We start from the raw sequence: 20,234 nt of genomic DNA, 5'->3' as shown, positions 1-20,234 counted from the left end.
GTCAGAAAACTTTCGTTTCCCGACCTACTCGATTTATAAGATGGGGTGATTAAAACCCTTCAATTACTGGTAGGAACTTCTCTGCTGAGAGTGAGGCTCCACCAATAAGTCCACCATCTACATCAGGTTTGCTAAATAACTCCTTAGCATTGCCACCATTGGCACTTCCGCCATACAGAATGGTAGTATTATCAGCAATAGACTTGCCATACTTATCTGCTATTACCTTGCGAATGTGTGCATGGATCTCTTGGGCTTGATCACTCGTGGCAGTTTTGCCAGTGCCAATGGCCCAAACAGGTTCGTATGCCAATACAATATTCTTGAAATCACTTTCAGATAGATCAAATAAAGCCTCTTTTACCTGACGCTCTACCACCTCAAAGTGTTTACCCGCCTCACGCTCTTCGAGTACCTCTCCAATACAAAATATTGGCTTTAGCTGATTAGCTAGAGCAAGCTCTACCTTCTTCTTAAGAATAGCAGAAGTCTCATGGTAGTATTGCCTGCGCTCGCTATGCCCAAGGATTACATAAGTGGCACCAGTAGAGGCAACCATTTCAGCAGATACCTCACCAGTAAATGCGCCTTTTGACTCGCTAGCACAGTTCTCAGCAGCTACCTTGATAGGGCTACCAGCTACAGCCTTTGCTACCTCGCTAAGGTGGGTAAATGGTACGCCTAGAATCACCTCGCAGTTAAGGTTTTTACCTTCAATAGAGCTACGTACATCTTTGGCTAGCTGAATGCCCTCAGGGAGTGAGGTGTTCATTTTCCAGTTGCCGGCAACAATGTTTTTTCTCATAATCATTTCTCTTTCTTACGTTTTACAATATTTATCCTTCTAATAATGCCACCACAGAGGGTGATAAGTATATATAAAGCTGATAGTATCCCAATAAAACCAAACTTGTCAAATCTGCTATATATCGGATGGCATAAGCTAGGTGAATTACTTTTAATAACTCCTCTATTTAACGCAGAGTCAAAGTCACTACCTGATAGTTTGTCCACAATTTTTCCTGCTTTAATCAGCAAAACCCCTGGATTGCTACGCACGATAGTTATTGCTGTAGTTTTATCCAGAAAAAAGATTTCAGCAAACCTCTTTTCAAGCTTTGTATACCTTGGATCGCTCCAGATATCAGCTGTATTGCCCATAGCAAGGAGTAGGGGGTATGGAGACTTTTCAACCATCTCTTCAAGCATTTTGGGTTGAACCGCTGTTATATCAGGGGAAATAACTAAAATAGCTTCACTCTCTTGATAAGCCAAGTCCTCCATCGCATTACTGCCATCTTCTCTAGTGAGTACAAAGTCAGCACCTAGAGGCCTAGTTGCCTCTTTGATAACTTCAATCTCGTCCCTCACAAATATCCAAGTGGAGTCTAAGTCATTGAGCTCATCAATTCCGAATACCTTTTCAACGCCATCTTTTTGGTAGACAAAGTTGTAGATGTATTCTCCTTCCGATCCACCAGTAGTGGTCAGTTCCATAAGGTCGCTTCCAACCTTATAAGGACGGAAGTCTATAATGGGTAGGTGTTTGATGTTTGCAAGGTTAAAGCCTAGAAAAACGATCACTCCCGCAAGTAGAGCATAATTATTGCCTTTCACATTTAACCAATGATACCAATGGTCTGTATTGAAATAGAGATAGATAATAAATGAAAGGAGTACAACATTTTTCCAGAATGTAGCTTTGTTACTAATGATGATGGCATCGCCAAAACAACCACAGTCTGTGACAGGATTGAAAATATAGATATAGAGGGTGAGCAGAGTCATAGCACCCATTAATGCGAGTGCTACAAACTTCGTCTTTGTAGGTCTAAATCCTAAGAGAAGAGCAATGCCAAGTGCACTCTCAAAAAGATTAAGCGCTACAGAAAAGACAAGGTCTACACTAGGATTGGAATGGATGCCGAAGCTGCTAAAGTACTCTCCAATTTTTATTGCGGTACCCACTGGGTCTATACCTTTCATAAGTCCAGAAAAGACAAAGACCAAGCCCACTATAATCTGAAGAGTGGTAGTCAATATTTTTTTTGACTTAATCCATTGCATCACATCCTTCACTAATTTTTATTAGAGCGAAAATGGCGTAATTGATCATGTCAAGGTAGTTGGCATCAATACCTTCGCTCACTTTTGTAGCTCCTTGATTATTTTCTATCTGCTTAGTCCTAAATATCTTTTGAAGGATGATATCGGTAATGCTGGAGATACGCATACTACGCCACGCCTCACCATAGTCATGGTTTTTGGAAAACATCAGTTCTTTAGCCTTAGCAGCATACTCACCATACCAATGAAGGAGTAGATCCTTATCTTCAGTAGGTTGGTCAGTATATCCCTTTTCTAGCTGAACCAATCCCATAATCGCATAGTTAACGATCCCTATAAACTCATATTTAAGGGCCTCTCCGACCTTGTTTTCCCTCTTTTCCTGCACAGATCTTATCCTCTGAGCTTTAATATAGATTTGATCTGTGATAGCAGTAGGGCGCATTACACGCCAAGAAGCACCATAATCCTTGAATTTATGGATAAAAAGCGTCTTGCAATTTGAAAGCACCCCTTCAAATTGTTCCTCCGTCTTTTTGTAATCTGCCATTTTATTCCATTAAAAATTGAATGTCATCCGCTGTGCTATACTCAGTAATCTGTTTGCCCTTTTTGAATACACGAAGTGTCCTATCGCCAATAAGCTTTATCTTGCCATTTTCCACTAAAAAACGACAGCCTTCCCTCAACCCTGCTACATACATTGTGGGATTGGCTTCAATATATTCAAGAATACGGACCTCTCGTGTCTCACCTCCGTGATCAGAAGGGTGGGTATCAAGGTAGTGAGGATTAATCTGGAATGGAACTAAATTGAGTACCTTAAAGCTTAATGGTTCAACAATTGGCATATCATTCGTAGTACAGATAGTAGGGCAAGCGACATTGCTACCTGCACTCCAACCAACGTAGGGGGCTCCACCATCTATTACTTTTTTTCTAATCGCTTCTATAAGACCTTGCTCTTGCATCATCTTTGCAAGCTGAAAAGTATTACCTCCGCCTACCATTATGGCACCAGCTTCTTCTACAGCTTTAATAGGGTCATCAAAGGTATGAACGCCTTTGACCTCAACACCTACGCCCGACAAAGCTTTATTGACCTTATCAACATAGGCATCAAAGCTAAAGGTCACTCCTGCGAAAGGGATGAAAACCACATTCTTCTTCTGATTGCCAAGAAATGTTGCGATATCTTGTGCTGGCTTCTCTAGATACTGTTCACCAGGGGAAGCAGAATTGCTAATTAATAAGAGTCTCATAATTAAAGCAAATATATGGATTAAACATTCTCCTACAAAGATAACAATTTCTTTGCCCTCTTCAAATGCCCAAGTCACTTGCCGCAAATAAACAAGATAAATTCATATTGTAAATAAATATATGTGTGAATAAATCCATTTTCATTCACATTTGAAATCTATTGAGTGTATAATTATGAATGAAAGTCCCATTGTTAATTTATCGTATAGATAACCATTTCTTTACCCGAGCTAGAAATTAAGCAATTTAAGCCAATGCGAAAACACGCGTTATTTCACTTCTACTCGATTAAGGACAAATGTATAACTATATGATTTCCAGACTACTTATAATATTATATACAACTTTTCTAAGACGTATATGAATACAATAACCAATGTAATGCGAACGCATCAATGACGGGGTCGCCTAAATCCCACAAGCACTTAATTGCTAATCTATTATAAATATAACATATATTCATTATAGGCTTTAGCAGTTACATTAAGCTGAAGTGGTCGATTTCATATTTATCTGGGTTGTTTATTTGATATATTTAGTTTAACTTTGCAGTGAATTCACATACACATTGTATACATTTCAAGTATATTTATATTGTAAATCTCAATTCACAATACTCTATGGATGAGAGAGAGGAAAAATTAGTAGAGCAGGGGAGAAGAGTAGAGTCCATTATCAATGATGAAGGACTTACTCAAGCTGAATTTTCAGAATTAACTGGGATAAAAACTTCTACGCTAAATCACGTCATTAAGGGGCGAAATAATATTAGTCCAATGGTGATGTATCAAATTCTCTCTGCATTTCCCATTTATAATGAGGAGTGGATTCGTAGTGGTCAAGGAGAACGAACTAAAGATATTAATTCAACGAGTAATACTAATGTTGCTTCAGGAGAAGCTCTTTCGCATGATAACCTTTCCCATCCCTCTTTCATCGGGTCGAATTCTCAGCGAACTCTATTTAGTGCTAATTCTGAGCCATTAAGAAATAATACTGCGGAGCCTAATCAGGATAATTCAACTTCTACTACTATTGATAAACAGACAGTAATGTCTGAGGTGAAAAGAAGTATCACCAAAATAATCGTTTATTACGATGATAATACATTCGAAACCTTTACTCATTCCACTGAGTAAGCTATATATCCTACTAATCATATTTCTTCTTCCTATATTAATATGCAATTAAGAATTGAAATTAATTGGGGGTATATAATTACTTATGCAAGTAGGGTAAAAGTTGAGATGCAACTAAGTAATCGGCGAGTTGCAACTAAGCATTTGCCGAGTTGCATCTCGCCGATTGCTTAGTTGCATCTCGGCTGACGCTTATATAAAGTATTGGGTTGCAGTAGGTTAGGAAGAGAGTTTCAGAAGCCCTCTTTTAGCTGCTTTTTTCACTTATTTTCAGTTGGAAAAGTTCAGGAAAGTTACAGTGTTCTTTGTTTGGGAAAATAGATTTGGCGCTGGGATCGCTCCAGAAAATAGGAGCCTCCATGGTTGTATCTCTTATAAGTAACACCAGACATATTAACGTTCCATTGAGCATTCTCTACTGAGAAATAAAAGTCTATTACAGAAATAGGTCTTCTGCGCTAAAAGAGATATTATGCCTCTGGTTATTCTTGCTAATAAAGATATAGATAGTGCTTAAATAGGGCAATTATATGGAACATTCCATCTCCTTCCTGCTGCTGTTATAATAGGTGTTATGTTAAGTAGACTATTGTCAATTATTTGTGGAGCCTACAATTCCAGGCAATTAAAAGGAGATGAACGACCACATATTCTTAGTGAATAACCCTAAAAGAGTATAAGGAATGCTCTTAGATGTGTGTTGTTATGATTATTTCTCTATAAGTCGCTTCATAGACTTATAGCTCATTAGTGCAATGGAAAGGAAGTAGATGATTTCAACTGTAAAGCACATTGCCACTGTACCATTAAGCAAGTAGACAACTGTAGCACCATAAATCAGATAGAAAGATGCATTGAGCATTTCTATCTGGAATACCCTACGCGTATTACCACTTGAGCTAACCGCATTGAAAAACATATTACCAGCTGATGCTATTAATGCAGCTGTGGCAAGCACCCTCAGGGTTGGTACAGAGGATTGGATTAAGTCCGTATTGTCTGTAAAAATACGCAGTGGTATCTCAGGGAAAAGCTGTACGAATGTAAAGAAGATCAGCATGGTGCCAAATGAAAGCTTTATAGCTCTCAATAAATAGCTCCATAGCTCATCTATCATACCAGCACCAACAATATGACCGACTGTAGTGCGAACTGCTGTGCCATACGAATTGAGTGGTATAAAGAAAAGCACGTACAGCTGTCTTGTGATAGATGCCACTGCCAGCTGACGCTCTCCCAAACTTTCAATCATAAAGAAGAAGATTGCCCATGCGGCTTGGCTTACAAAGGCCTGTAGCATAAGGTAATAGCTAAGCCCAAATAGTTGCTTTGAGAGGCCTTTGTCCCATACCATCAGATTTGCCTTATTAAGGCCAAAGAAGTTTCCATCTAGTCTCCACAATGTATACAAGAAATAGAAGACAAGCGAAGAAAATTCCGCTATCACACTTGCTAGAGCCGCACCTTTAACCCCCATTTCTGGGAGGCCAAAATTGCCAAAAATAAGACCGTAATCAAGGGTAATATTGACTATGGACATTACCACTGAATTAAGGGTCAATACCTTAGTACGTGATATGCCAACGAAAAAAGAACGAAAGGTAGAGGCAAGAAAGGCAAATGGAAAGCCAAAGCTACGATAAGTCCAATAGTCTACAGCACTATTAGCCACATTCTCGCTACTTAGTAGCGAGTTGAAGAGCTTTGGACCGAGTGAAAAGCCAAGTGACATGACAAGTAATGCGGCAAGTAGCAATAGTCTGATACTCTGACCTAAAACCCTTCCTATCTGGTTAAACTTCTTGGCACCGTATCGGTGGCTAATCATTATCTGAGTGCCGCTTGCTAGCCCCCACCCCACAGTATATATGCTAAAGTAAACAAGGCTTCCCATAGCAGTTCCACCAAGCTCTACTTCACCAACCCTAGATACGAATGCAGTGTCAATCACTCCAATCAGATTTTGGGCAATTAGTGAAATAAAGACTGGCCAAGATAGCCTAAGAATCTCCTTCGTTGATAGGTCTATTTTCCCTTCTATCATATTACTTTAGCAAAAAGAGGGGCTAAATACCAATTATATGGTATTCTGCCCTACTCTTCTCATTTATAAAGCTACAAACTTATTCCAAGCTATCAAGTCTCGTTTGAATAGTCTGAAGCTTTGTAATTGCATCTTGCTCTTTTTTACGTTCCATGGCAACAACAGCCTCTGGAGCCTTATCGACAAACTTAGGGTTATTAAGCTTGCTCTGTACACCTTTGAGAAACTTTTGCAGGTGCTCCTGGTCTGCCTTCAGTTTTTCGATTTCTGCTGCCACATCAACAAGTCCTGCTACAGGTATCCCAAAGAGAGATGTTTCAATCTGGAATGTAACCATTTCAGCATCTTCACGTGGCTGTTGGTGTTGATAGCTAGTGATATTAGCAAGTTTGGTAATAACCGCCTTTGAAACGTCGGAAAGATTAGCCTCTGTATGTAGCTCTAACTCTTCCTTTGGAGATAGATTTTTCTTAGCTCTCAAGTTACGTATTTGTGTAATTATAGAGCGATCTCTCTCCATCTGTGCTATAACCTTCTCATCGAAGGACTGTAGCTCTCTTACCTGGCTTACCATAATGCTCTCTCCCTCCTGTCGCTCTGCTATCGCTTGCCATAGCTCCTCAGTGATAAATGGCATGAATGGATGTAGCAGCTTCAGAAGTTCTTCGAAAAAACGATTCGTTGCCATAATGGTAGCTCTATCTATTGGAGCACCATAAGGGGGCTTAATCAGCTCAAGATAAGTCCCGGAGAAGTCGTCACGAATTAGCTTATACATCAATAATGCAGCATCATTGATACGATACTTCTTAAAGTGATCAGCAAGAATAGTCTCTTCTTTCCGAAGAAGTTGTTCGAACCAATCAATTGCAGCTTTCTGAGCCTCCTCTTGAGCGATAGTGTCACTTATTTCCCAGCCTTGGATTAGACGGAAGGAGTTCCATAGCTTATTACTGAAGTTACGTCCTTGCTCCACCAATCCCTCATCAAATAAAATATCGTTACCAGCCGAAGCAGCCGTCATAAGTCCCATACGTACTCCATCGGCCCCATACTTATCAATTAGCTCTAGTGGGTCAGGACTATTACCAAGAGACTTACTCATTTTACGCCTCAAGTTATCCCGCACTATCCCAGTAAGGAAAACATTCTTAAATGGCTTTTCTCCCCTATACTCATAGCCAGCAATAATCATCCTAGCAACCCAGAAGAATAGGATATCAGGTCCTGTGACTAGGTCAGAAGTTGGATAGTAATAATCCAACTCTGCATTATGCTTCTCCAGAGGGTCACCAAAGAGGGAAATAGGCCATAACCATGATGAGAACCAAGTATCTAGTGTATCGGGGTCTTGAGTCAAATCCTTCACCTCAAGGCTGCGATCTCCAGTCTGTTTCCTTGCTTCCTCCAGTGCTATTTCAGGTGTTTCACCCACAACAATAGTGCCATCAGCAAGGAAATAAGCGGGGATCCTATGCCCCCAATAAAGCTGACGAGAGATGTTCCAGTCCCTTACATTTTCCATCCAAGAGGCATACACTCCCTTGAAGCGATCTGGTACCAACTGCACATCGTCCTCCATTACAGCTCGATATGCAGGTGCAGCCAATTCCTTCATCTTGAGGAACCATTGCATAGAGAGCTTGGGCTCTATAGGCACATGAGTTCGCTCCGAAAGTCCCACCTTATTGGTGTAGTTCTCTATTTTTTCTACTAATCCAAGGCCCTGCAACTCCTCTATGAAGCTATTGCGCACGTCCATGCGATCTTCGCCTTCGTACTTGCCACCTAAGTGGTTGAGAGTACCATCGTCATTAAATATATCTAGCTCAGGAAGGTTGTACTTCTGACCTAGCATATAGTCATTGACATCGTGACTAGGAGTCACTTTAAGACATCCCGTACCAAACTCTCTATCTACATATTCATCGTGAATAATGGGGATGGCACGCCCTACCCCTGGTACTATTACCTTCTTGCCCTCAAGCCACTTATAACGCTCGTCCTCTGGGTGAACGCAGACGGCAGTATCTCCAAAAATAGTCTCGGGCCGTGTCGTGGCTACTACAATGTACTTATCTGCCTCACCCTCAACAAAGTAGCGAACATAGTATAGCTTGCTCTCCGTCTCGTGATAAATAATCTCCTCATCAGAAATAGCTGTTTTAGCCTTTGGATCCCAATTAATCATTCGTACACCACGGTAGATAAGTCCCTTGCGATAAAGGTCGCAGAAAACGTTTATTACCGCTTTGCTACGTGTCTCATCCATGGTAAAGGCCAAACGATCCCAATCGCATGAGGTACCGACCTTTTTGAGTTGCTCAATGATAATTCCGCCATGCTCATGGGTCCACTCCCATACATGCTTTAAGAACTCCTCACGAGAGAGGTCACTCTTTTTGATCCCTTTGCTAGCTAGGCGCTCCACAACTTTTGCTTCCGTTGCAATAGAAGCGTGGTCAGTACCAGGTACCCAGCAAGCATTGTAGCCAGTCATTCTTGCTCGACGAATCAATATATCTTGGATCGTATTATTAAGCATATGACCCATGTGCAACACACCTGTGACATTTGGTGGTGGCATCACAATTGTGTAGGGTGGTCGGTTATCTGGCTTAGAGGAGAAGAGCTTGTATCTCATCCAATAGTCGTACCACTTCGATTCTACCTCTGATGGGTCATATTTTGCGCTTAATTCCTTATTCATATGTTTATAGCTATTTGATGTTCAGTTGGACAAAGTTACCTTATTTTTTCCGCACTATTTAGATTGAGACTATTTTGGAGCCGTTTTTCATGCTTGTTCAGTGAAATATAAATCTCTTTCATCTCCTCCAATGCAGCTACATACTTGTAGCTATTGGTGATGGCCACCCTAGCCTCTTGATTTAGATCAAAGCGTACCATTGCTTTTCCTTTTTCATTGCAAAACTCTACACCTAGCCTAGAGCTATCTGGAGCTAGGGCTACAAATTGCCCTAAAGGCATTCCCCTTTTCCCCGCAAAAGTAAGTCGTTCATAATGGCGACCGAGGTTGCTATACCTATAATTCAGCCCCCCATCATACTGCAGCGTGTCGCTAAGTATATAAGTGTCATTGGCACGGTCAGAGATGCGAATGAAGACTATATTTAACTGGGTAGCACTTGAAGCTGATGCAATTAGCTCAAGAGTGCCATCATTCGCTACATAAGCGTCGATAAAAGGCGACTCTGGTGCCTTTGAGGCTGGGTCGTACCCTCTAAATCGAAGTATGTTTTCATCGGGCATATCTTTAGCCGGAATGAGTCTAAATTGTTGATATAGACTATCGGTATAGGCTTCAAGAATACTAAGACGTTCTACAGAAGCGAGAGAGTCTCTGCGACTCAGTTCGAGCCTAACATTCCTAGACTTTTCTAGGGCTTTACGTCGACTCTCAACCTCATTCGGATATACCACTTTCACACTATCCAGCCACTCTAAAGCACTGTCTAGTGCATCAATATTAATAAGGCTATCCGCCATCGCAATCATCTGCTCAGCTCCCTTTTTAGTCTTACTTTGGCAGCCCACTATGAGGATTGAGAAAAGTAGGGTGCTACAGATGAGTATTGATATTCTTTTCATACTTTCAGTTGGTCAAAAGTTTTCTCGTGATGTATGTAGTATCGCATTAGCAGTGATCTTTTATAGAGCTTTTGAAAGGCTACTTCTCGGGCCTCACTATCTCCTGAGACTGTTTTTCCCATACTACGATAGGCTCGAAGTGCTTTGACTACTGCCTTAGCATCTCCCCATTTACCTTGTACCATAAAAGTGGCCATGGCAACTAGATCCAACAACCACCTCACTGATAGTATCCAAATGCGTTTACTATCTGGGAGGTTCTTATAGAGCATCTTTCGGTTATTGCGAAAATTGAGAAATGTTTTACGAGGATCAGCGCTACTTAGAGAAGCACCACCATAGTGATACACAGTACTTTCAGGTACTACATATAGTCGATGCCCAGCAATATGCCATCGCCAACATAGGTCTATTTCCTCTTGATGAGCAAAAAACGAAGCATCAAAACCTCCAGCATCAATATAGACTTTCCTGCGAACTAACATTGCTGCCCCACTTGTCCAAAAGACCTCTTTAGGCTCTAAACCGTATTGCCCGTGATCCTTCTCAAGTGTCTCAAAAATACGTCCTCTACAAAATGGATACCCGAGGTAATCCAAATACCCGCCTTCAGCTCCCGCATATTCATAGCTTTGGGGAGCTCTATCCCATCTTATCTTTGGCTGTACTGCTACCACATCTGTATGGGTTTCCATAAAGTGATAGAGAGGTTCAAGCCAGCCTGGAGATACTCGCACATCATTATTGAGTAGTAGTACATAATTATGTTCCAAGCGAGCTATTGCTTCGTTGTAACCTCTAGCAAAACCATAGTTTTCTCCTAGCTCAATTACCTTTACGCCAAGACTGTTAGCAAAAGGAACAGAGGCGTCACTACTTCCATTATCTGCTAGTATAATATCAGCAAGATCTAGAGGGGTATGCTGTACTAAATCAGGCAAATACCGCTCCAATAATGGTTGTGCATTCCATGAAAGTACTACTATGGCTATCTCTTTCATGCCATTTCTATATCTTTATGTGGGAAGCGCTCTTTAACTAGCTCTGGAGTCACCTTCCACCGTTTGTGCGACCAAAGCCATAGCTCAGGCTTTCTTCTGATGGTCTTTTCCAGTAGCTGCATAAAGTCTTTTGATAGTTGATGTTTATGGAGCTGACTAGCATCTCTTGTCATTTCCACAAGCTTAAGTCGGTATTTCCCAAGTTTCGGACGCTCCACATCTACATAGACTACCGCTGCTCCTAACATCTTTGCAAGACGATCCATACCAGTGACCACTGCTGTGTATTGATTAAGAAAGTTAACGAAAAGCTCTGCTCCTTCAATGCCTGGAGCTTGATCAGCCACCATTATATAGGTCTTATTGCTTTTATCGTTTCGCTGGTGAAGGATAATCTTTGCTGCATCCCACTTATCCATCAATTGAGCGCCAAATTTGCTTCTAAGCTTTGATAGAACATAGTGCCAAGCACCTTTCTGTCGCACAAAAGCAACGTTGAATTCAGTCACAGGTAGCAGCAACTGGCATCCCGTATACCACTCCCAATTGCCGTAATGGCCGAGTAAGAAAAAGATGCGCTTATTCTCTTTGTGAAGTTCTTCAATCAGTTCTGGATTTTCAATACTCACGTGGCGCCTAAACCGACGCTCTCCAAATGCAGCTAGCATCACCGTCTCTACTCCCACATTGCATAGGTGATGATAGAAAGCCCGCTCAAGTTTTCGGAGCTCAGCCTTGCTTTTTTCGGGGAAGGAATTTGCTAAATTCGCTTGTACAACTTTCCTCCGATAGCCAATCACATATTGAAGTAGATATGAGATGCACCAACTCATACCATAGTGCCACCAACTAGGTAAATATCCGATTAGTCGTAATAGGGAATACAATAGCTTCCCTCGCCAAATTTCCCCTTTACTCAGTTCTTTCATCGTCTATAAATGAGCCACTAACTACACAGTCGCCCTCAATTATATCGTGTAACTTCACCTCCACAAGGCGCCCTTCTATATTTGATCGGAAAGGAAGACGCACGCGAACATAGTTACCAGTATATCCATAGAGCCACTGACCATCAGCACCAGATGCGTGATGCTCCACCAATACCCTTCCCTGAGTACCAAGTTGTGATTGAACGAAGGCAACATGTTTTTTATCGCTCAGCTCCAACAATCTTTGGCTTCTTTGGTGCTTGACTTCTGGAGAAACTATCGGCTGGATCTTTAACGCATCAGTACCAGGGCGCTCACTATACGAAAAGACATGTAACTTACTGACTGGTAATTCGCTGATAAAATTGAGCCCATCCTCAAAGTACTCATCCAACTCGCCACGCATTCCTACAATCACATCAACCCCTATGAAAGCATCAGGCATTATCTCCTTAATAAGCATCACCTTGTGCTTGAAAAGCGATCGATTGTACCGGCGACGCATAAGCTTCAACACCTCATCGCTACCACTTTGGAGCGGAATGTGAAAGTGAGGGGCAAACCTCTTAGAGTGTGCCACAAAGCGAATGATTTCATCCGTGATCAGGTTTGGTTCAATGCTGGATATTCTATAGCGGTCAATCCCTTTCACTTCGTCTAAAGCGCGTAAAAGATCAATAAATTGCTCCCCAGTGCTACGTCCAAAGTCCCCGACATTTACACCTACAAGAACTATTTCACGACCTCCACTGCGAGCTACTCCTCGAGCCAATTCTACTAGTTCCTCTATCGTCCCATTCCGACTTTTTCCACGAGCTTTAGGAATAGTACAATAGCTACATCTATAGTCGCAACCATCCTGTACCTTTAAGAAGTGACGGGTGCGGCCTTCACTTGATATAGAGGCCTCAAATGAATCGACCTCCTCAATAGGGGTATGTACTAAGTGACCATCTACTCCCCTACTCTCAAGCCCTTCAATATATTCTAGTAAACGCCCTTTATCTCGAGCACCTATAATCAAATCGACTCCCTCCAGACTTAAAAATGCCTCTGGGTTAAGCTGAGCGTAGCAACCAGTAACTACTATGCGTGCACCCGGATGCTCTCTATGAAGGCGCCTAACTAGTTGACGCCCTTTCTTTTCGGCAACCTCTGTAACACTGCAAGTATTTACCAAGCATATATCTGCCACCTCTCCTGAGTCAGCAACCTTCATGCCTTTTTCAATCAAAGCACGAGACAAGTGACTTGACTCAGAAAAGTTAAGTTTACACCCCAACGTTTCAAAAACAAAACGCTTGCCTGCGAGGCTCCCTTTATCTCCTACATTATCTATCATCATACGTAATGCAAAGATAACACTTTTTGGCTATAGATGAGGTCGATCAAAGGAAGTAGAAAAGAGTGTAAAGGACCATGGAGACAACCATCATAAATATAAACATCAGTAGATAGGTAGTGTCATCAAAAACCATTTTGCCTTTCTGTCTTAATCCCATCATGTGTAGAGGCATCATAAAAGGTATGTATAATGCCATGTTCTGCAAGAAATGACTCTCAAAGAAGAAATGATTGGCAATGTGTAGCGAAAGTGTTAAAAGCAAGTAGCTACAGGTGTAGCCATAAACTCGCCTAGTAGTTTTCTTGTCCATATTGTATTGTTTTTATCTCGTTATATCCGATCTGAAAGTAATCTCTATTAAAGTCTTTGTTTCGAAGTATTTGGCTATCCATAAGCACCACATCAATATCCAGAGCTACATCACCAGAGGGCTCTTTCTTCCTCCCAAATTGAGATTCAATTTGCTTTGTCTTTGCAATCATCTCATCTAGTGTAAGGGAGCTTTCCACTCGTAGCACACTATTTAGGTACTTTCTTGACGAGTACTCTGATACATCATCGGTGATGTAAAAGCTAGAGAACTGACTGCTTGGAAATTCAGTTGAGAGATAATTCTTTATCTTTTCTTCCGAATCCAAATAGGTGGTCCCTACCGAGAGCGTATAGACATACTCAAAGGGCTTACCTAGCCCAACCATCTTCCGAGACATAAGGATTTGGCACCCACCTCTCGCCAATAAGTACATAACAAAGGCTGCCCAAAGATTATGATTGATATCTGTAAATGGTAGCGTAAAATAGAGAGCAAAAAATACCGCAACAGCAAACAACATACTTAGGAGCATTTCGCGAGTCGCAGTAATCCCTACAAATACACCATCGTATAAGAAGGCGAGGAAACCCAAAACAGGCAATAGGTAGACCCAAATCAAATAGTTGTGAGCAATATTGATCACCTCTTCCTTATCAGTTAAAAAGGCAAGAAAAGGCTCCGAAATAATGAAATACAGCAAGCTAGTTATTAATGCAAATGTAGCGCCCCATACTATCAGTAATTTAACCGACTTTGTAAGCAAGTGCCTATTTTTCATCCCATAATAGTGTCCTACAATTGCTTCACCTGCAAATGCAAAGCCATCAACAAAATTATTGAAGAAGGTAAAGGCCTGGTATAGAAGCGCATTGGCAGCTAATATCAAGGCCCCTTGGGTAGACCCCGCATAGGTGAAAAAGGCCGAAATCAATGAGATGAGTATAGTACGCAGAAATATGTGGAGATTGGTGCCAAAGTATCTGCGTAGCCCCACCTTTAGCTCTTCTAGCTTTCTCGGTAGCGAGACACGATTTTTCTTAAAATAGAGCAGATAGGCTCCAATTAGCAGTGATGTAGCACCTAGCCATTGTGCTACAAGGGTACCAGTAGCAATGCCGGTAATACCTTTTCCCCCCAATATCACCAAGCAGGCACTAATGGCGATATTGGTGACATTAGTCATAATACTAACCGCCATCGGATACCAGGTGTTCTGCATGCCAATAAGCCAACCATTGAGGGCTAATGTGCATAATACGGCTGGTGCTCCCCATACAACTATATCATAATAGATCGTGGCGTATGAAATAAGCCCTCCCTCTGGCTTAAGAATCAATAAAGTGAGATTTAATATCGGCTGCTGCAATAGCAAGATAAATACCCCACCCATTAAAGCAATCAACAGCGATTGGGTGAGGTTCCGACCCATAGCAAGGTGATTGCCAGCTCCATGAGACTGTGCGGTCAAGCCTGTAGTACCCATTCTGAGGAACGAAAAATTCCAATAAATGAGATTGAACATAGTGGTAGCTATGGCTATGGCACCTATGGCATAGGCATCTTCCAAGTGTCCTGAGAGCGTGAGGTCTACAATCCCTAGAAGAGGTACTGTGAGATTGCTCAGTATATTAGGCAGAGCGAGTTTAAGTATTCGCCTATTTATCGCACTGGTTTCAGACATTTGAGCTTACCTGTCTTTTCTTGAGCAATGAGCCATCTCCATAGCTTAGAAAGCGATAATCATTACGCAAAGCAAAGTCATATATCTTGTGCCAATCGCTCCCTATGAATGCAGCTACCAATAATAGCAGAGTGCTATTGGGCTGGTGAAAATTGGTAATCAAATAATCAACCAGCTTATAGGCGTATCCAGGAACAATGATTAATTGGGTCTGCCCAAACAATCGATCAACACCTTTGGCCTCTAGGTAGTCTATCAAGGCTTTTATCGCCTCCTCAGTTGTAGCAGAGGTTGTTGTTTCGTAGGGTATCCATTGAGGTACACTGAGGGGGTCATTTGCCGACTCTATAACCTGAATACCCATATAGTACAAACTCTCTAAAGTGCGGGTGCTGGTCGTGCCTACCGACACTATAGGCCTTTTTTCGAGGAGTGCATTATAAATAGACTGGAGAGATGAGAGCCGTACTTCAATCACCTCAGTATGCATCTCGTGCCCTCCCATTGTAGCACTCTTCACGGGCAAAAAAGTACCTGCACCTACGTGCAGAGTTATTGGGATCTGCTCTACCCCCTTCTCCTTGAGTCTTGAAAGCAGGTCTTCTGTAAAATGAAGGCCAGCCGTAGGTGCTGCCACACTACCCTCTTCACGAGCATAGACCGTTTGGTAATCCCTCAGGTCACTCTCCTCTGTATCTCTATTAAGGTACGGTGGAATAGGTAACTCCCCCAAGTGCTCAAGGAGCTCTCCGAAGGTCATCTCATTGGACCATTCAAATCGAATTAATGAGCCACTGCTGCAATGACCGTCCACTCTACTTACCTTTAATAGGGCACCATCTGCAAGAGGCTGGTACAGGTACTCTTCCTTCCATTTACGTGACTGCCCCACAAGGCAATGCCAGATGACCTCATGTTTTGTGCTTAGTGACAACTCATAGAGCGATGGAGAGTACGGCTCAAGGCAAAAGACCTCTATCCGAGCACCAGTTTGACGGAAAAAAGTCAATCGAGCTCTAATAACCTTGGTGGTATTCATCACCAATACCGAATTGCTAGGCAATAGACTTGGCATGTCGGTGAAGTCATAACTCTCTATATTGCCCTCGGCATAATAGAGCATCTTGGCATGGTCCCTCTCCTCCAATGGATACTTTGCAATCCTTTCTGGTGGGAGGTTGTACGTATAATCTTCAATTCGTATCTCTTGCGGATTCATCATTTCCATATTTTATTTACAAAGCTAATTAAAAGCTTTGACTACTTAGGATATTAAAGCCTCAAAATAGCAAAGAGGTACTGATCTAGTCAATACCTCTTCTGCCTTTAATATACAAAAAGTAAGCCTTATGAGCGAGCTTGCTCTACGATGGCCTTGAAAGCTTCAGGGTGATTCATTGCTAGGTCAGCGAGAACCTTGCGATTGATATCTATACCCTTAGCCTTGAGCATACCCATAAACTTAGAGTAAGATAGACCTTCCTCTCTAGCAGCTGCATTGATACGCTGGATCCATAGTGAGCGGAAATTACGCTTCTTGGTCTTGCGGTCACGATAGGCATACTGAAGGCCTTTCTCCCATGTGTTCTTGGCTACAGTCCATACATTCTTACGTGCACCATAGTAGCCACGGGTTTGCTTTAAAATCTTTTTCCTCTTCGCTCTTGAAGCGACGTGATTTACTGATCTTGGCATTGTTCTAAAAATCTTTGAGCGTGAGCGGCATCACCTACATTGGTAAGGCTCTTGTAAAGGGCAATCACACTCTGTTAAAAAATCTCTTTTCTCTGCTTAAAAACTTACTCAACCTATACCGAGAAGCTTCTTCACACCACGGACATCAGACTTGTGTACAAGTCCAGCGTTAGTGAGGTTACGCTTCTGCTTCTTGGTTTTGTGAGCCAAAATATGGCTCTTGTAAGCATGCTTGCGCTTGATTTTACCTGATCCGGTGAGAGTAAATCTCTTCTTAGCACCGGGATTAGTCTTCATCTTAGGCATTCCAGTCAATTATTAATTAGTTATCAAATAAGTCTACCTTCGGCAGTAAAGAAGAGTTGCATCTCTTCTCACCACCTCTGATAGAAGTTGTTACTTTTTCTTGCTAGCTCCCTTTAGAGGTGAAAACATCATAATCATCCTTTTCCCCTCAAGTTTAGGCATCTGATCCACCTTGCCATACTCTTCAAGGTCTTGCGCGAATCTTAGGAGAAGCAATTCTCCTTGATCCTTAAAGACAATAGAGCGACCTCTAAAGAATACATAGGCTTTCACCTTATTACCCTCTTCAAGGAATCCCTTTGCATGACGTAGCTTAAATTCGTAATCGTGATCATCGGTCTGAGGACCAAATCGCACCTCTTTTACTACGATCTTCGTCTGCTTAGCTTTCTGCTCCTTAGCTTTCTTCCTCTTCTGATATAGATACTTTTGGTAGTCAAGTATCTTACAAACTGGTGGTTCAGCATTAGGCGAGATCTCTACCAAATCCAACTCTTGCTCATCCGCAATTCGACGAGCCTCTTGTATGGAGTAGATTCCCTGCTCAACATTGTCACCAACAAGCCTTACTTCACGAGCTCTAATTTGCTCATTGATCTTCTCTTGTGGCTCATCGGCCTTATTATATGGGCCTCTCGGATTTCGTCTATTAATATTCCCCATTCAGTTTGTGTTTCAATCAGTCGCTTATTTATACTAGTCTGCTAGTTTATTTATTGTTATTACTTACTTTTCCTCTGTAGCTTGTTGCTCATAGCGCCAAGCATTCATCTGTGCGTCAACTTCCTTCAACACACGGTCTGCAAAGATACCAATTTTTTCGGAACCTTGATCACCTTGTCCCTGAATTCTCACAGAAACAGTACCGTCCTCGGCCTCTTTTTCGCCTACGATTAGGAGGTAAGGGATGCGTTTTAGCTCATTGTCACGTATTTTTCTGCCTATTTTCTCGGCTCTATCGTCTACTAAAGCTCGAATATCATGCAGTGCTAGCTCTTTTAATACCTTGAATGCATAATCATTAAAGCGCTCTGAGATAGGAAGAATAGCCACCTGATCTGGAGCTAACCACAATGGGAACTTACCACCAGTATGCTCAATCAAAACAGCCACAAAACGCTCCATAGAGCCAAATGGTGCTCTGTGAATCATTACAGGACGGTGCTTTTGATTATCCTCGCCAGTGTACTCAAGTTCAAAACGTTCAGGTAGATTGTAATCTACTTGAATGGTACCTAGCTGCCAGCGACGACCAAGCGCATCCTTTACCATAAAGTCGAGCTTAGGACCATAAAAAGCGGCCTCGCCATACTCTATATGAGTCTTTAGGCCCGTCTCATTACAAGCTTCAATAATCGCTTGCTCAGCCTTATCCCAATTCTCATCCGAACCAATATACTTCTCCTTGTTATTAGGATCTCTCAGCGAGATTTGAGCTTCAAACTGATTGAAGTCAAGAGCTTTAAAGATGATAAAGATAATATCCATCACCTTGATAAACTCCTCCTTTATCTGATCTGGACGGCAGAAAAGGTGGGCATCATCCTGAGTAAATCCACGCACGCGAGTGAGACCATGGAGCTCCCCACTCTGCTCATATCTATATACCGTTCCAAACTCTGCCAAGCGTACAGGGAGATCGCGGTACGACCTTGGTTTGGTCTTATATATCTCGCAGTGGTGAGGGCAGTTCATTGGCTTGAGCATAAATAGCTCACCCTCTTGTGGCGTCTCAATAGGCCGGAAGGCATCATCCTTGTACTTAGCATAGTGCCCAGAGGTTTTATACAGGTTGATATTCCCGATATGTGGTGTCATCACCTGCTCATAACCATATTGCTTTTGGATTTTTCTTAAAAACTCCTCTAGCTGAAGCCTTAGCTGTGTACCACGAGGTAGCCATAGGGGCAACCCTGCACCCACATTTTGTGAAAAGGCAAATAGCTCAAGATCCTTACCTATCTTTCGGTGGTCACGCTCCTTGGCCTGCTCCAAAAGGGCTAGATACTCGTCCAGCATCTTCTTCTTAGGGAAGGTGATGCCATAGATTCTAGTCAATTGTGGGCGCTTCACATCTCCTCTCCAGTAAGCACCAGCTACGGTGAGGAGCTTGATGGCTTTAATACTAGAGGTATTGGGGAGGTGAGGGCCTCTACAAAGGTCGGTAAAGCCACCCTGAGTGTAGGTAGTAATGGTACCATCATCCAAGTCTGTGATCAGCTCCACCTTGTATTGGTCGCCTTTCTTATTCCAATAATCAAGTGCATCTTGTTTTGAAATACTCTTCCTCACAAGAGTTTCTTTCCTAGATACCAGCTCTCGCATTTTCGCCTCAATGGCAGGAAGGTCAGACTCTTTTATCTGTACCCCCTCACCTGGGTCTACATCATAGTAAAAGCCATTTTCAATGGCGGGTCCTATACCAAACTTAATCCCAGGATAAAGCTCCTGAAGGGCCTCTGCCATCAAGTGCGCACTGGTATGCCAAAAGGCATGCTTAGCTTCGTCATCCTCCCACTTATGAAGTTTGAGCGAAGCATCTGTCTCAATAGGACGAGTGAGATCCACGATTTTATCGTTAACCGTCGCAGCTAGCACCTCCTTAGCGAGCCTAGGACTAATATCCTCAGCCACTTGTAGCGCAGTCACCCCACTCTCATACTCCTTTTTCGAACCATCAGGCAGAGTTATTGTAATCATATCCTTACTCATGATAATATCTGTATTACGGTATATCCTAATCTTTAATCACACAAAGATAGTATAAATATCGCAATATCAACATGGATAAGCGAATCTAAAATGGCTTCAAGTATATTTTGTGCATGCGTCTTAGCTA

At 42.1% G+C, this 20,234-nt stretch carries 18 protein-coding genes; 1 reads left to right on the top strand and 17 read right to left on the bottom strand.

What is annotated here, in order from left to right; genetic code table 11:
- Positions 1-49: 49 nt before the first annotated feature.
- Genes tpiA through pepE form a run of 4 tightly spaced genes read right to left on the bottom strand, consistent with a single transcriptional unit; the run spans position 50 to position 3,329 of the window.
- Complete coding sequence (gene tpiA, locus HMPREF3027_RS04290) at positions 50-805, bottom strand: triose-phosphate isomerase (protein ID WP_070707245.1); 756 nt, start codon at positions 803-805, stop codon at positions 50-52.
- A gap of 2 nt (positions 806-807) precedes the next feature.
- Positions 808-2,067, bottom strand: a complete 1,260-nt coding sequence (locus HMPREF3027_RS04285) for a BT_3928 family protein (protein ID WP_070707242.1) — start codon at positions 2,065-2,067, stop codon at positions 808-810.
- Positions 2,054-2,617, bottom strand: a complete 564-nt coding sequence (locus tag HMPREF3027_RS04280; protein ID WP_070707241.1) for a DUF1599 domain-containing protein — start codon at positions 2,615-2,617, stop codon at positions 2,054-2,056. Before HMPREF3027_RS04280 ends, HMPREF3027_RS04285 begins: the two co-directional genes overlap by 14 nt.
- A gap of 1 nt (position 2,618) precedes the next feature.
- Positions 2,619-3,329, bottom strand: coding sequence for a dipeptidase PepE (gene pepE, locus HMPREF3027_RS04275; RefSeq protein ID WP_070707240.1), 711 nt, complete (start codon positions 3,327-3,329; stop codon positions 2,619-2,621).
- A 621-nt stretch (positions 3,330-3,950) separates the two neighbouring features.
- Between pepE and HMPREF3027_RS04270 the strand changes: the two genes are divergently transcribed.
- Positions 3,951-4,469, top strand: coding sequence for a helix-turn-helix domain-containing protein (locus HMPREF3027_RS04270; protein ID WP_070707239.1), 519 nt, complete (start codon positions 3,951-3,953; stop codon positions 4,467-4,469).
- A gap of 709 nt (positions 4,470-5,178) precedes the next feature.
- Here HMPREF3027_RS04270 and HMPREF3027_RS04265 read toward each other — a convergent pair.
- The 13 genes from HMPREF3027_RS04265 to thrS all read right to left on the bottom strand — a co-directional run bounded on the left by HMPREF3027_RS04265 (position 5,179) and on the right by thrS (position 20,095).
- A complete protein-coding gene (locus tag HMPREF3027_RS04265) occupies positions 5,179-6,513 on the bottom strand; it encodes an MATE family efflux transporter (protein WP_070707238.1) in 1,335 nt (444 codons plus the stop codon).
- Between the two features lie 79 nt (positions 6,514-6,592).
- Complete coding sequence (locus tag HMPREF3027_RS04260; protein ID WP_070707237.1) at positions 6,593-9,223, bottom strand: valine--tRNA ligase; 2,631 nt, start codon at positions 9,221-9,223, stop codon at positions 6,593-6,595.
- 35 nt (positions 9,224-9,258) lie between these two features.
- The gene (locus HMPREF3027_RS04255) at positions 9,259-10,125 is read right to left on the bottom strand and encodes a hypothetical protein (RefSeq protein WP_070707236.1); all 867 of its coding nucleotides are present in this window, start codon (positions 10,123-10,125) and stop codon (positions 9,259-9,261) included.
- Entirely contained in the window at positions 10,122-11,126 is a 1,005-nt protein-coding gene (locus tag HMPREF3027_RS04250) for a glycosyltransferase family 2 protein (RefSeq protein ID WP_070707235.1), read from the bottom strand. Before HMPREF3027_RS04250 ends, HMPREF3027_RS04255 begins: the two co-directional genes overlap by 4 nt.
- The gene (locus HMPREF3027_RS04245; protein ID WP_083317503.1) at positions 11,123-12,055 is read right to left on the bottom strand and encodes a lysophospholipid acyltransferase family protein; all 933 of its coding nucleotides are present in this window, start codon (positions 12,053-12,055) and stop codon (positions 11,123-11,125) included. The genes HMPREF3027_RS04250 and HMPREF3027_RS04245 overlap by 4 nt, the downstream gene beginning before the upstream one ends.
- Positions 12,039-13,400 (bottom strand): tRNA (N(6)-L-threonylcarbamoyladenosine(37)-C(2))-methylthiotransferase MtaB, encoded by a 1,362-nt coding sequence (gene mtaB, locus HMPREF3027_RS04240; protein WP_070707233.1) that lies wholly within the window; start codon positions 13,398-13,400, stop codon positions 12,039-12,041. Before mtaB ends, HMPREF3027_RS04245 begins: the two co-directional genes overlap by 17 nt.
- A gap of 43 nt (positions 13,401-13,443) precedes the next feature.
- A complete protein-coding gene (locus HMPREF3027_RS04235; RefSeq protein WP_070707232.1) occupies positions 13,444-13,710 on the bottom strand; it encodes a hypothetical protein in 267 nt (88 codons plus the stop codon).
- Entirely contained in the window at positions 13,691-15,394 is a 1,704-nt protein-coding gene (locus HMPREF3027_RS04230; protein WP_070707231.1) for an MATE family efflux transporter, read from the bottom strand. Before HMPREF3027_RS04230 ends, HMPREF3027_RS04235 begins: the two co-directional genes overlap by 20 nt.
- Positions 15,387-16,622: an S-adenosylmethionine:tRNA ribosyltransferase-isomerase gene (locus HMPREF3027_RS04225; protein WP_083317502.1), complete on the bottom strand. Its 1,236-nt coding sequence runs from the start codon at positions 16,620-16,622 to the stop codon at positions 15,387-15,389. The genes HMPREF3027_RS04230 and HMPREF3027_RS04225 overlap by 8 nt, the downstream gene beginning before the upstream one ends.
- Before the next feature lie 119 nt (positions 16,623-16,741).
- Entirely contained in the window at positions 16,742-17,089 is a 348-nt protein-coding gene (rplT, locus tag HMPREF3027_RS04220) for a 50S ribosomal protein L20 (protein ID WP_018028053.1), read from the bottom strand.
- A 108-nt stretch (positions 17,090-17,197) separates the two neighbouring features.
- A complete protein-coding gene (gene rpmI, locus HMPREF3027_RS04215; protein ID WP_070707230.1) occupies positions 17,198-17,395 on the bottom strand; it encodes a 50S ribosomal protein L35 in 198 nt (65 codons plus the stop codon).
- Positions 17,396-17,485: 90 nt separating this feature from the next.
- Positions 17,486-18,058, bottom strand: coding sequence for a translation initiation factor IF-3 (gene infC, locus HMPREF3027_RS04210; protein WP_018028055.1), 573 nt, complete (start codon positions 18,056-18,058; stop codon positions 17,486-17,488).
- A gap of 63 nt (positions 18,059-18,121) precedes the next feature.
- On the bottom strand, positions 18,122-20,095 hold the full coding sequence (gene thrS / locus HMPREF3027_RS04205) for a threonine--tRNA ligase (protein ID WP_070707243.1): 1,974 nt from the start codon (positions 20,093-20,095) through the stop codon (positions 18,122-18,124).
- Positions 20,096-20,234 lie beyond the last annotated feature (139 nt).

The organism is Porphyromonas sp. HMSC077F02, from assembly GCF_001815465.1.
GTDB lineage: Bacteria > Bacteroidota > Bacteroidia > Bacteroidales > Porphyromonadaceae > Porphyromonas_A > Porphyromonas_A somerae.
This window is presented reverse-complemented; position numbering and strand designations above follow the sequence as displayed.